This is a genomic window from Thiomonas sp. FB-Cd (assembly GCF_000733775.1).
Lineage (GTDB): Bacteria > Pseudomonadota > Gammaproteobacteria > Burkholderiales > Burkholderiaceae_C > Thiomonas_A.
Map to the genome: position 1 here is coordinate 632,405 of NZ_JPOE01000005.1, position 12,071 is coordinate 644,475.

General features: G+C 61.7%; 13 protein-coding genes and 1 pseudogene. 2 read left to right on the forward strand and 12 right to left on the reverse strand.

Annotated elements, in window-relative coordinates:
* Positions 1-76: 76 nt before the first annotated feature.
* From CD04_RS0116655 to CD04_RS0116665, 3 genes and pseudogenes are all read right to left on the reverse strand, one after another.
* Positions 77-256, reverse strand: a pseudogene (locus CD04_RS0116655) (protease); the annotation flags it as partial.
* Positions 257-422: 166 nt separating this feature from the next.
* A complete protein-coding gene (locus CD04_RS0116660; RefSeq protein ID WP_031408812.1) occupies positions 423-1,313 on the reverse strand; it encodes a phosphoribosylaminoimidazolesuccinocarboxamide synthase in 891 nt (296 codons plus the stop codon).
* Between the two features lie 72 nt (positions 1,314-1,385).
* Positions 1,386-2,060: a cupin domain-containing protein gene (locus tag CD04_RS0116665; RefSeq protein ID WP_031408814.1), complete on the reverse strand. Its 675-nt coding sequence runs from the start codon at positions 2,058-2,060 to the stop codon at positions 1,386-1,388.
* Positions 2,061-2,478: 418 nt separating this feature from the next.
* Here CD04_RS0116665 and CD04_RS0116670 point away from each other — a divergent pair, with 418 nt between their 5' ends.
* Positions 2,479-3,459: a sulfurtransferase gene (locus CD04_RS0116670; RefSeq protein WP_031408816.1), complete on the forward strand. Its 981-nt coding sequence runs from the start codon at positions 2,479-2,481 to the stop codon at positions 3,457-3,459.
* A gap of 152 nt (positions 3,460-3,611) precedes the next feature.
* Here CD04_RS0116670 and CD04_RS0116675 read toward each other — a convergent pair whose 3' ends face one another.
* Both CD04_RS0116675 and CD04_RS0116680 read right to left on the reverse strand, forming a co-directional pair.
* Positions 3,612-3,851 carry a DUF2970 domain-containing protein gene (locus CD04_RS0116675; RefSeq protein ID WP_031408819.1) on the reverse strand — a complete coding sequence of 80 codons (240 nt, stop codon included), beginning with the start codon at positions 3,849-3,851 and terminating at the stop codon, positions 3,612-3,614.
* Positions 3,848-4,975, reverse strand: coding sequence for a 3-deoxy-7-phosphoheptulonate synthase (locus tag CD04_RS0116680; RefSeq protein WP_031408821.1), 1,128 nt, complete (start codon positions 4,973-4,975; stop codon positions 3,848-3,850). Before CD04_RS0116680 ends, CD04_RS0116675 begins: the two co-directional genes overlap by 4 nt.
* Positions 4,976-5,368: 393 nt before the next feature.
* On the opposite strand from CD04_RS0116680, the gene CD04_RS0116685 reads away from it, so the two are divergent.
* Positions 5,369-6,190, forward strand: a complete 822-nt coding sequence (locus CD04_RS0116685) for a PPK2 family polyphosphate kinase (protein WP_038168478.1) — start codon at positions 5,369-5,371, stop codon at positions 6,188-6,190.
* A 121-nt stretch (positions 6,191-6,311) separates the two neighbouring features.
* Here the strand turns inward: CD04_RS0116685 and CD04_RS0116690 are convergent, their stop codons facing one another.
* From CD04_RS0116690 to rimI, 7 genes are all read right to left on the reverse strand, one after another.
* Entirely contained in the window at positions 6,312-6,749 is a 438-nt protein-coding gene (locus tag CD04_RS0116690; protein WP_031408826.1) for a PsiF family protein, read from the reverse strand.
* A gap of 158 nt (positions 6,750-6,907) precedes the next feature.
* Positions 6,908-7,444 (reverse strand): cytochrome b, encoded by a 537-nt coding sequence (locus CD04_RS0116695; protein WP_031408828.1) that lies wholly within the window; start codon positions 7,442-7,444, stop codon positions 6,908-6,910.
* A gap of 133 nt (positions 7,445-7,577) precedes the next feature.
* Entirely contained in the window at positions 7,578-9,035 is a 1,458-nt protein-coding gene (gene tldD / locus CD04_RS0116700) for a metalloprotease TldD (protein WP_038168743.1), read from the reverse strand.
* Between the two features lie 160 nt (positions 9,036-9,195).
* Positions 9,196-9,687, reverse strand: coding sequence for a cyclic pyranopterin monophosphate synthase MoaC (moaC, locus tag CD04_RS0116705; RefSeq protein WP_031408832.1), 492 nt, complete (start codon positions 9,685-9,687; stop codon positions 9,196-9,198).
* Between the two features lie 50 nt (positions 9,688-9,737).
* Positions 9,738-10,574, reverse strand: a complete 837-nt coding sequence (gene pyrF, locus CD04_RS0116710) for an orotidine-5'-phosphate decarboxylase (protein WP_031408834.1) — start codon at positions 10,572-10,574, stop codon at positions 9,738-9,740.
* 10 nt (positions 10,575-10,584) lie between these two features.
* Entirely contained in the window at positions 10,585-11,541 is a 957-nt protein-coding gene (locus tag CD04_RS0116715; RefSeq protein ID WP_231480673.1) for a uracil-DNA glycosylase, read from the reverse strand.
* Positions 11,538-12,062, reverse strand: a complete 525-nt coding sequence (gene rimI, locus CD04_RS0116720) for a ribosomal protein S18-alanine N-acetyltransferase (protein ID WP_031408838.1) — start codon at positions 12,060-12,062, stop codon at positions 11,538-11,540. Before rimI ends, CD04_RS0116715 begins: the two co-directional genes overlap by 4 nt.
* Positions 12,063-12,071: the final 9 nt, after the last annotated feature.

Consider the following 12,071-nt stretch of genomic DNA (forward strand, 5'->3'; position numbering starts at 1 on the left):
GGCACTGCTGGTGATGATCCAAGGGTGACCACACCCCATGCGGGGCAACGCGGGGTGGGCGTCCCAATAGAGCGCGTCAAAGACTGATCTGCGTGCCCAGCAGCTTGAGAAACTGCGCGATCCATGCTGGATGCGCCGGCCAGGCTGGTGCCGAGACAAGATTGCCCTCAGTCACGGCTGCATCGACCGGAATGTCCGCGTAACGGCCTCCTGCGGCGGTGACCTCGGGTCCGCACGCCGGGTAGGAGCAGCGTCTGGAAGGGAACCATGGTTTCATAGTCTTCGGCATAGTCACCGACCAGCATCAAAATGCTTTTCGCAGCCATTGAAGGTCTCCTGTATTTGAACCCGCCGGCCCATGCCGGGTCGCCCCATTTTGCATGGACGCGCTGCCCCCTTCAACCTCCGCGACAACAAACTTTCTAGGACGCCGCGGTAAGGCGCTCCAGCGCTTCACGGTATTTCGCCGCCGTACCTTCGATCACGGCTTGCGGCAACTCGGGTGCAGGTGCCTTCTTATTCCAGCCCGGCACGGCTTCCAGCCAGTCGCGCAGGAACTGCTTATCGAAGCTCGGAGGCGAGATGCCTTCGCGCCACTGGTCAGCAGGCCAGAACCGCGAGGAGTCCGGGGTAAGCGCCTCATCCATCCAGACCAGGCGACCTTGGGTGTCAAGGCCGAACTCAAACTTGGTGTCCGCCAGGATGATGCCCCGCTTCGCCGCGTGCGCGGCGGCTCGGCCGTAGATCTCCAGGCTGATATCGCGCACCTGGCCCGCGAGTTCCACGCCGACGAGGCGCACCATTCGACCGAAATCGATATTTTCGTCGTGCTCACCCAGATCCGCCTTCGTCGCGGGAGTAAAGATGGCATGCGGCAGTCGCGCCGCTTGAGGCAGACCACGGGGAAGATCCACACCACAAACCTTGCCACTGGCTTGATAGTCCTTCCAGCCGCTCCCGGCCAGATACCCACGCACAACGGCTTCGACCGGCAAGGGTTTCAGGCGCTTGACCACCAGCGCACGTCCACGCACTTGATCGCGCTCGTGCGTCGCAACGACCGACTCGGGGTCGACGTCGGTGAGATGGTTTGGTACGACGTCCTGAAGCAGCTCGAACCAGAAGCACGAAATGCGTGTGAGCATCTCGCCCTTTCCCGGTATGCCCTGCCCCATCACCACGTCAAACGCGGAGATGCGATCCGTGGCAACCATGAGCAACAAGTCGTCGCCCACCGCATAGTTGTCGCGAACCTTACCGCGCGACACCAACGGCAAGGAAGTGATGGACGTGGTCAGCAAGGCGGGTGGCATGCGTCTGGGCAATTGAGTATGGCAGGTCAGCAGACGATTGTAGGCGCCGACAGGCGCCAGCGCGATCGAGACTTAGACCGCGCGCACCTCAGGCAGATGCCCCACCTTGACCAATATGGTGCAGCCTTCGCGGCTGTAGGGCTCATGCTGGCTGTTGTGCGGACTGCGCAGCCAGGAACCCGCGGGATAATGGCCGTGCTCATCGGAAAACACACCGTCCAGAACGAAAATCTCCTCGCCGCCCCAATGCCGATGGCGGTTGAAATAGGTGTTCGGTGCCCAGCGCACCAGCGCCGTGTGTTCGCCACCGTACTCGGCCAGCGGCATGACGCGAAGGCCGTCCACCAACCCCGGCAGCCACGGCTGCACGGTGGTATCAATCACGATTCGTTCGTCGTCGCCAGGTGCGAAGTGCGAAAGCTTGACGAACAGTTCGCAGCCGAGCGCGCTGCGGGGTGCGTGGCTCGATGCGGGCGGGTTGCGCACATAGGTGCCTGCTCGGTAGCAACCATACTCATCTTCGAACGTGCCATTGAGCACGAAGATCTCTTCGCCCCGAGCATGCACATGCGCGGCGAAGGACGAACCCGGCGCGTACCGCACGACCGATGTCGCACGGCCGCTTTCAGCTCTCTCGCGCTCCAGGGGCTTGCGCCACACCCCAACCGCAGGTGACGGCGTCCAGTCCATCGCCATTGTTTGCACGCTGAGGCGTTGCTCAAAATCCAGATGCAGGTTCGTATCCATCCACCGAACTGTAAAAGCTCCCCGCGAGCCTTGCTGGCCCGAGGGTTTTGCCCATGCGCACAAACCCTCATCTTCGGCGAAATGCTTCGACACAGGCGATACACGGATGAAACATTTACTCTCCCCAGTATCCACTAGATTGCACAGCAGCCATGGCTTCCCTCCTCATTGACATGGTCAGGCGCGGCAGCTTCCCAGCCGGTTGCTGTCGCGCCGCCCACAATCCTGCGAACCCAAAGCAGCCATCGGGGCTCGGAAAAATCAAAGCTCCGATGGCTGTTTGCGAGGCATTCAAAGCGGCATCGCAACCGCAGGCGCCACGAGGAGGAGTGCCGGCCGGGCTACTGCACAAGATCCGGCATGGCGAAACGGTAATCGTGAATGCAGTCTGATCGATTTGAACCAAGGAGGAGTTGAGATGCAAATGAAACACCTGATGAGCGCCGGGCTACTGAGTCTGGGTCTTGCCGCTGCGCAAGGCGCTGTGGCCATGGATGTACCGGGGCCACTGGTCACGCCGCAATGGCTGCACGCCCACCTGAATGATGTGACGGTCGTGGATATCCGGGGCGGCGCCAGCATGAAGCGATTCACGGCTCAACCGCAATTGGGCAAGAATCACATGATCGAGAAAACGGGTGGCCATATCGCCGGCGCTGACTTGGTCAATTTCAACGACATTCGCCAGGACCGCACGGTGGACGGCGTAAAGCTCAAGGCCATGATGCCCACCGCCGCCTACTTCACGAAGGTGATGGACGAAGCCGGCCTGAATACGGGCAAGCCCATCGTCATCGTGCCTACGGGAAATGCGGTGTTCGCCATGGACCGCGGCACTCGCCTTTACTTTCAACTGCGTTATTTTGGCGTGCCGCACGGGCAACTCGCCATTCTCAACGGCGGCACCAATGCCTGGATCAACGCCGGCTACCCGGTGAGCGTTGAACCGGCACCCACCGCAATGGGTGACTGGAAGGCCACAGGTGAAGACAATGCCATTCTCGCCTCAATGCAGCAGGTCAAGGACGGCCTGAGGCAGGGCACGGAACAGTACATTGATGCCCGCCCCACAGCGCAGTTCCTCGGCATTGCGAAGAAGCCGATTAACAAGACCGCAGGCCACCTTGCCGGCGCCAAGTCGTTTCCCATTGATGCCATCGTGAAAAACGACCATGGCGCTGCCATGTTCATGACCGCGGCTGAGTACAAGAAAATCTTCCACGACTTCGATATCAGCCCGAACAAACCCACCACGACGTACTGCAACACTGGCCATCTGGCCTCGGGTGCCTGGTTCGTAGTCCACGAAATCCTGGGCAACAAGAACTCGAAGCTGTATGCGGGCTCCATGAATGAGTGGACCAACCTGGGCAACCCCACGGTGGGTCTGCCCAGCTGAAATCCTCACCGTGGCGAGCGAATTAATCGCCAGCCTGAATTTTTAGAGCTCGACCGGCGCCCCGCCCTGTGCGGGGCGCTTGCCTTGAATCATGGACTCAGGCAACGCTTGAAGCCTGCAAGCCCCCGCGCATTCGATCGCGTCCTTCTGGGTCAGTCAGCAATATGATGGACCAGCACGGCTAGGGCTGTAACGATGGTGGCAGCCACAATGGCGCCGGCCACGATCACGTGGTGCAGCCGCAGCATGGCGAAGTCTCGCTCGCGGTCCTGCCGCCGGCGCAGGCCCACCATCGCGGTGGCTACCGCCCCCAATGCGCGCAGCGTGCCGCGCAAAAAGCTGACCTTCGAGCCCGCCCTGGCTCGCTGCACAGCGGGCGTTTCGCCCGTCATTTGCGCTTGCGCCGCGCCTTCACTGCGGCGGCGAGCACTTCAATCAGGTCCACCGACGCATTCCAGGGCAGGCAGCCATCGGTGATGCTTTGCCCGTAGGTCAGATTGCCAGGGTCATCCTTGCCCGGCGTGAACTTCTGAGCTCCTCCGATCAAGTGACTCTCGGCCATCACCCCAAAGATGCAGCGCTCTCCACCAGCCAGTTGGGCAGCGATATCGCGTGCCACGTCAAGCTGGCGCTCAGGCCTCTTTTCGCTGTTGGCGTGAGAACAGTCAATCATGAGCCTGCAATCGAGCTTGGCGGCTTCCAATTCCTCGCAAGCAGCACGCACGCTTGCTGCGTCATAGTTCGGTGTCTTGCCTCCGCGCAGGATAACGTGGGTGTCCTTGTTGCCGCGCGTTTGCACAATGGCCACTTGACCACTTTTATGGACGGAGAGGAATGAATGTGGACGTCGCGCCGCTTGAATGGCATCGATGGCGATTCGCAGATTGCCATCGGTTCCGTTCTTGAATCCGACTGGTGCGGACAGCCCGGAGGCCAGTTCCCGATGCACCTGGCTTTCCGTGGTGCGTGCCCCGATGGCGCCCCATGAGATGAGGTCGCCGATGTACTGCGGCGAGATCACATCCAGGAACTCACCTCCCGCCGGCATCCCGATGCGGTTGATGTCGATGAGCAGCTCGCGCGCAATGCGCAGACCCTCATCGATACGAAAGCTCTGATCGAGATAGGGGTCATTGATCAACCCCTTCCAACCGACGGTCGTGCGCGGTTTTTCAAAATACACGCGCATCACAATCTCGAGCTCCCCCGCGTGCCTTTTGCGCTGCTCAAGAAGGCGCTCCGCATATTCTCGCGCCGCCTTTGGATCGTGGATCGAGCAAGGCCCAATCACGAGCAGCAACCTGTCGTCCTCGCCCTGCACGATCCGGTGCACGGCGCGGCGCGTATGCTGGATCAGCCGCTCCACCGGCGTTCCGGCGATCGGGAAAAACCGGATGAGATGTTCAGGCGGTGGCAGCGGCATGACGTCCTTAATGCGTTCGTCGTCTGTCGCCGAGGTTTTCTCGGGTTGGGCGGCGCGCCACTCAGGCAAAGCGCTCGACGACTTCGATGGCATGGCTGTGGCTCCTGTCGTGTTGGGTTGACCGGAAAATTCCCGAAACAATGGGTCGTCGTGGAACATGGCTGGCTTGCTCGTTGCTGAGTGCCACCCAATCCCGGCGAAAAAAAACCGCCGGACTTGGTCGGCGGTTTTTAGGGATTCGTTGATTCAGGCTGAACGCTGCCCTCTCCCTCCGCCGGCGCGGTGCGAGAACCAAAAATAAAAGCCAAACACGAAGCGGGACATGGCAGGTTTTTTGAGAAGGCGTCCTAGTGTAGCCTCGACTGCACGCCTAGAGCAAGCGCGGCACCAGTTGACGGCGTCTTTTCGCTTTGCTTTGACGCAACACCGCCACCGGCTTTGCACCAGTCCTTACCATGCATGCATATGGCCCCCTCGGGAGTTGTAATGGAAAGCCTAAGGAACCTACAGCAATTGGGATTCGCACCGGGAAGCCCTCCGGGACTAGAAACGCGCGCAACCGAGATCGATCTTCCGGAGTATCAGGGAAAAGACGGCGTCGAATCCGAGCTTGGGCAGTTGCGCGACACAATCGGCGAGTTGCAGGACCGCATGTTCACGCGCAAGGAACTTTCGCTGCTCGTGGTGCTGCAAGGCATGGACTCAGCCGGCAAGGACAGCACGACCAAGGCCGTGTTCACGGGCGTTAATCCGCTTGGCATCCATGCGGCCTCGTTCAGCTTCCCCACACCGCTGGAACAGCGGCACGATTTTCTCTGGCGCGTTCATGCGCACGTGCCGCCGCGCGGATGCATCGGTGTCTTTAACCGCAGCCATTATGAGGACCCCGTGATCGGGCTCGTCCATAAGCAGATCAACCACGCCACGTTCCGGCAGCACCTGACGCAGATCGTGGATTTTGAACGCATGCTCGCAGAGGATGGCACGACCGTCCTGAAGTGCTTCTTGCATATCGGGTTCAACGAGCAGCGCAAGCGACTGCAAGAACGCGTCGACAATCCCAAAAAACATTGGAAATTTGATCCCTCGGACCTGTCCGAGCGCAAGCTTTGGGGCGACTACCACAGGGCTTACGAATCAGCCCTGAGTCTGAGCAATGCTGGTCATGCACCGTGGTATGTCGTGCCCGCCGACCACAAACCCGTGCGCAATCTTCTTGTGGCGCGATTGGTCGTGCAGGCCCTTCAATCCATGCCCCTACGCGAACCCTCCCCCAAGCCGGAGCTGAAGGGCTTGAAGGTGATGTGAAACCAAAGCCCGCGCTTGGCCTGGCCTGGATGGGCGACAACCCTCGTGTTTGAGGGTGGTGAAGGCAAGCACGGATGCCACAGGCACCCGTGCTTCTTGGCGCAATTGGCGAACAGCGCGTTCAGTCGCAGGTTTTGCCGCGCGCGGCGTGGTCACCCGCAGCCTTGGCAGCAGCTTCGCTCATGTATTCGCCGTGCTTCGTCTTGCCGTAGTACTTGTCGCCGGGACAGTGGTAGACCTTGGTTGCCGTATTCACCCACACCTTGCCAGCGCCGCCGCCGGCTGCAGGGGCGGTGCCGGCCACGGATTTGGTCCCGGATTTTTTCGCCACTGCCTCCTTGGCACTTGGCGTCGTGGGTGCGGCGCCGGCAGCTGGCGCGGCTTTTGCCATGCACGATTTGAGGAATTCGGTGCGAGCCTTGCCCTTGAGCTTTTGCTCCTTTGCCTGCTTCTCACACTGCACCTTTTCCGCGTGGCCGGCGAGGATGCCGGCGGAGGCAGCGGCAGGGACGGAAAACGCCGCCGCCACAAATAGAGTGAGGATCCAGATGCGTTTCATCGAGTGGCCTTTCAAGCGAGTGAGGTACAACCCTACCAACAGCGAAGAATCCCGCTGCTTGTTGAAACGGGATTAGCAGCACCAATCCCGGCATGCCGGGCATGATTCAGTGTAACGCGCGACGCTGACCGACTGGAACGCATCGGCCACGTCCACGATCAACGCGATGACGACCACATGCGGCGTAGCAGTCCGTCACGCACGATGAAATGATGGTGCACGGCCGCCAGCACATGCAAAGCAATCAGCCCCAGCAGGGCGTAGGCGACGAGTTGGTGCACGTCGCCAAGTGGCCGGGCCCAGGCTGCGCCCTGCGCCGCCAGCGCAGGAAGGGGGACCCATCCGGCCCAATGCACGGTCCAGCCTCGGGCCGAGGCATTGGCCCAACCCAACAATGGCAACGCGATGAATCCGGCGTAAAGCAGCCCGTGGGTTAAGCGTGCAATGCGGTCCTGCCACGCGGGCGCCGGATGTGGGTCCGGGGCTCCGCTGACGCCCCGCCACAACAGTCGCAGCAGCATCAAGCTCAAGATGAACGTGCCTAGCCCCAAATGCCAAGCCACCAGCCCAACGGGCCGCGTGTCGCGGTGGATATCGGGCATCGTCCAGGCGATGGCAAACTCCAGTGCGATGAGTCCGAAAATGGCCCAATGGAGCCAGCGGGCGGGAAGGTTGTAGACAGCAGTTCTAGACATGACAACAGCCTCGTAAATGGCAACTTAACCGTATGCTAAAAGTGGCCACTTAGGTGGTACTGAGTGCGGATCGCGTGCACAAAGGCACGGGTGAGGTCGTCACGCCGGCGTACCGTGCGTGGACACCATCGCCCTATCCCGTTCCGCCCACTGTCATCTTGTCGATGCGCAGGGTGGGCTGGCCGACGCCAACAGGCACGCTCTGCCCCTCTTTGCCGCAGGTTCCCACCCCGGGGTCAAGTTGCAAATCACGCCCGATCATGCTCACGTGCGTGAGCACATCCGGGCCATTTCCGATGAGGGTGGCACCTTTCACCGGATAAAGAAGCTTGCCCTTTTCGACCCACCAGGCTTCGCTGGCGGAAAACACGAACTTGCCACTGGTGATGTCAACCTGGCCCCCGCCAAAGTTCACCGCATACAAACCACGGTCAAGGCTGGCGATGATTTCCTCGGGATCGGTGTCGCCAGCCAGCATGTAGGTATTGGTCATGCGCGGCATGGGCACATGTGCGTAGCTCTCACGCCTCGCGTTGCCTGTGGGCTTGCGCTTCATTAACCGTGCATTGAGCGTATCCTGCATGTAGTCCACCAGAATGCCGTCTTCGATCAGCACGGTGCGCTCGGTGGGGTTGCCCTCATCATCCACATTGAGTGAGCCACGGCGCTCGGCGAGCGTGCCGTCATCCAGCACGGTCACGCCCTTGGCGGCAACCCTTTGGCCGAGCTTGCCGGCGAATGCGCTTGAACCCTTGCGGTTGAAGTCGCCCTCCAAACCATGACCGATAGCCTCGTGCAGCAGGATGCCGGGCCAACCGCTTCCAAGCACGACGCTCATCTCGCCGGCAGGCGCCGGACGCGACTCGAGGTTGAGCAAGGCCTGGCGGACGGCTTCATCCACATGATGCCGCACAGCGGCCTCGGTAAATGCGCTCAGAGGATAGCGTCCGCCGCCTCCCGAGGAGCCCGTCTCGCGACGCCCGTTCTGTTCGGCAATGACGGTGACGTTGAACCGTACCAAGGGACGCACGTCAGCTGCAAGCATGCCGTCCGAACGCATGACCAAAACCACATCGTATTCACCCGCCAGACTGGCCATGACCTGACCCACGCGGGCATCCTTAGCACGGGCCATGGCGTCCGCAAGCTTCAAAAGATCGACCTTTGCAGCAGAGTCCAGTGCGGACAGCGGGTCAATAGGTTCATAAAGCGCATGCCCAGCGGTTGCGCGTGCATCGCCGCCCAGTTTCACCCGCCCCCGCCCTTGACGCGCGATGGCGCGCACGGTCTCAGCCGCCTCCATCAGCCTGGCCGCCGAAATATCGTCCGAGTACGCGAACGCCGTTTTGTCGCCCTCGATCGCGCGAATCCCGAAACCCTGCTCGATCCCGAAACTCCCGCTCTTGACCAAACCTTCCTCCAGGCTCCAGCCTTCCGAGCGCGTGTATTGCAGATAGACGTCTGCATAGTCGAGCCTGTGCTCGAAAGCGCGGGCCAGGGCGCCTTGCAATGTTGATTCGTCAATGCCATAGGGCGTCAGGAGCAAACGACGCGCTTCATCCAGGCGCAGCACAGTGGGTTCGATCAGCATATTCATAGGGACATTGTAGAAAGGGCCGCTTGCCCCCTCGGCTGGCGGGGGCAGCACAGGCGGCCAACCGGCGGGAATACAGCAATAGCCGCCAATTCAGGTGCCGAGAGCAAGATCTGCGCTCCGAGAAACCCACGCCGCGTGCCCGCAACCACTGGCGTCAGTCTACGGTTGCGGCCGCCTGCCATAGCCCGCTCTTGCCGCCCTGCTTTTCGAGCAGGCGCACATCCCCTATCACCATGCCGCGGTCCACCGCTTTGCACATGTCATAGATGGTCAGCAAGCCAACCTGCACGGCCGTGAGCGCTTCCATCTCGACGCCTGTACGGCCATGCGTTTCTGCACGAACCAAGCATTGCACCGAGTTCGTCGCCGAATCCGCGGTGAATTCGACCGCCACGCGCGTAAGCGCAATGGGATGGCAAAGCGGAATGAGATCCGCCGTGCGTTTGGATGCCATGATCGCCGCGATGCGCGCGACGCCCAGGACGTCCCCCTTCTTGGCGGTGCCCGACTGAATCAAGGCCAGAGTCTCGGGGCGCATGCGGATCGTTCCGGTGGCCACGGCCATGCGTGCGGTCTCATCCTTGGCCCCCACGTCCACCATATGTGCCTGACCGGTAGCGTCGAAATGCGTGAGCGGCGATGTCATATCAGGTTCAGACCGACAGATTTGGAGAATGAGGCATTGCAGGGCGCGGCTCAGGACGTTTGGGCAACCGCGATCGCTTCGCGCAATGCGGCAGCCTCGACGCGTGCTGCCGCGGCAAAGTCGGCGCCCGCACTGGCGTAGAGCACGCTTCGTGAGGCATTGATCAAGAAACGGTGGTGCGCGGCGTGCACCGTTGCAGGCAAGTCACCGCCCTGCGCGCCAATGCCGGGAATAAGCAATGGCGCCTCAGGGGCGATCGCCCGGATGCGGACGATGTCGTTGGGCCGTGTGGCACCCGTGACCAGGCCGATCTGCCCGCTTCGGTTCCACGGCCCGGTGGCCAAGCGCGCGACGCGCTCGAACACGCGCTCCGCGGCAAGATTCGGGCGCTCTGGTTCGGCCTGAATACGCAGTGCCTGGATGTCTTCGCCTCCAGGGTTGGAGGTACGGCACAGCACAAACAGGCCTCGGTCAGGGTGGCTTTGAACGTAGGGGTCGAGGGAATCGGCCCCCATGAAGGGTGACACCGTCAGCGCATCGGCACCGTATCGCTCAAACGCTTCCCGAGCGTAATGGCGCGCGGTCGAGCCGATATCCCCGCGCTTGGCATCAAGAATGACCGGCACTCCGGGCGCATTGCGGTGGATGTGGGCAATGAGCTTTTCAAGCTGACCTTCGGCGCCTACGGCGGCAAAATGAGCGATCTGCGGCTTGTAGGCACAAACAAGATCGGCCGTGGCATCGACGATCGCAGCGCAGAAATCAAACAGCCGCGTGGTGTCGCGGGTCCATGGCGCAGGGAGACGCTCTGGCTCCGGATCCAGGCCCACGCAAAGCGCGCTGCGATTGTGGCGCGCGGCCCTCTCCCACTGGTCGATGAAAGTCATGCGCGGTATTTTAGGAAGCTGCTGCAGAGTTCGTCGCCAAGGCCGCTGCAAGCTGCTCCCGTGCAAAGCACAGGTCTGCCCAAGCCTTGGCCTTATCCAATGGTGCGCGCAGCAGATAAGCGGGGTGATAGCTCACGACGACGGGAATGTCCCGGTAGTGAAACAACCGTTGCCGCAACCGGCCGATCGGATCAAGACTGCCGGTGAGGGTCTGCGCTGCGAAGCGCCCCAGCGCCAACAACAGGCGCGGACGCACAAGCGCAATCTGCCTTGCGAGAATCGGCTCGCATTGCGCGATCTCATCCATCTCGGGATTGCGGTTGCCCGGCGGGCGGCATTTGATGACGTTGGCGATGAACACCGCGTGCGCCTCATCGGCATCATTGCGCGCCAAGCCCACCGCGCGCAGCATATTGTCGAGCAGCCTTCCTGCAGCCCCGACAAAAGGCTCGCCCAGGCGGTCTTCCTCGGCCCCTGGCGCCTCCCCGATAACCATCACGTGCGCTCGGGGATGCCCAATGCCAAACACGGCTTGGTGGCGCAGACCACCAAGCTTGCAGGCGCGACAATCACGCGTGAAGGCAGCCAACTGCTCCAGGTCAAGCGTCGCAATGCTCTGCAGCCTCAGGGCAGGCGCCTGCGGAGCCCGCGTGGGCCCCGAGACCTGCTTGGGAGGCGGCATGGATGCAGGCGGCGCGCCGGTTGGGCTGCCCACTCGGCTCGGCGTATGCCCCGGGACACTGCGTTGATCGAGTGCAACCGGGCGACTCGCCCCCTTGCCGGGTTCCGCCTGCAATCCCGCCCCTGCAGCGGCCTGCGCCACCCCGGGAAGTTCAGGCAGCAAAGCGGCCGTTTCGGCGTCAGCGAGGATGCTGCGCCGCACGTAGATCATCGACACGCCAAGGGCCTGCAGGGACGCCAGGCGCACGGGATCAAACACCGACTGTGGCATGCGTCGTTTACTCATGCCACGCCGCGGCGTTCACGCAACTGATCAACTTGTGCCGACATGACGATGGCGTCCTCCTTGCACGGCTGGCCGTATCGATCAAGTGCTGGGTAGTAATTTCTGCGCTGGGCTACCGCATGGAACCCGTAGCGCTCGTAAAGGCGAATGGCGCGACGGTTGCTCGGCCGCACCTCAAGCCATAAGAGATGTGCGCCATGCATCACGGCAGCCAGCAGCACGGCATCGAGCAATTGCAGCCCCAGGCCCAGCCCCTGCTTCAATGGATCCACCGTGATGTTGAGAAGATGCATCTCCTCAACTCCCGGCATCGCGACAAAATAGCCGAGAACCGGGCCCTGCGGAACCGCAAGGACCTGGACCACATAGCGAGGATTGAGCGAGTCGGCAAAGTTGCCCTGACTCCAAGGAAAATCGTAGGCGCGGGTTTCAATGCTCATGACGCCGTGCAGATCGGCCTCCGTCATTTCGCGCAGCTCGAACTGGGGCGGTTGCGTGGATTGCTCAAGACGGGCGTTCATGCGCGCGTG

Coding starts and splice junctions, on each gene's coding strand:
- CD04_RS0116660 (WP_031408812.1), bottom strand. CDS start 1,313: ATGCCACCCGCCTTGCTGACCACGTCCATCACTTCCTTGCCGTTGGTG.
- CD04_RS0116690 (WP_031408826.1), bottom strand. CDS start 6,749: ATGAAACGCATCTGGATCCTCACTCTATTTGTGGCGGCGGCGTTTTCC.
- rimI (WP_031408838.1), bottom strand. CDS start 12,062: ATGAACGCCCGTCTTGAGCAATCCACGCAACCGCCCCAGTTCGAGCTG.
- CD04_RS0116695 (WP_031408828.1), bottom strand. CDS start 7,444: ATGTCTAGAACTGCTGTCTACAACCTTCCCGCCCGCTGGCTCCATTGG.
- CD04_RS0116680 (WP_031408821.1), bottom strand. CDS start 4,975: ATGCCATCGAAGTCGTCGAGCGCTTTGCCTGAGTGGCGCGCCGCCCAA.
- moaC (WP_031408832.1), bottom strand. CDS start 9,687: ATGACATCGCCGCTCACGCATTTCGACGCTACCGGTCAGGCACATATG.
- CD04_RS0116685 (WP_038168478.1), top strand. CDS start 5,369: ATGGAAAGCCTAAGGAACCTACAGCAATTGGGATTCGCACCGGGAAGC.
- CD04_RS0116715 (WP_231480673.1), bottom strand. CDS start 11,541: ATGAGTAAACGACGCATGCCACAGTCGGTGTTTGATCCCGTGCGCCTG.
- pyrF (WP_031408834.1), bottom strand. CDS start 10,574: ATGACTTTCATCGACCAGTGGGAGAGGGCCGCGCGCCACAATCGCAGC.
- tldD (WP_038168743.1), bottom strand. CDS start 9,035: ATGCTGATCGAACCCACTGTGCTGCGCCTGGATGAAGCGCGTCGTTTG.
- CD04_RS0116665 (WP_031408814.1), bottom strand. CDS start 2,060: ATGGATACGAACCTGCATCTGGATTTTGAGCAACGCCTCAGCGTGCAA.
- CD04_RS0116670 (WP_031408816.1), top strand. CDS start 2,479: ATGCAAATGAAACACCTGATGAGCGCCGGGCTACTGAGTCTGGGTCTT.
- CD04_RS0116675 (WP_031408819.1), bottom strand. CDS start 3,851: ATGACGGGCGAAACGCCCGCTGTGCAGCGAGCCAGGGCGGGCTCGAAG.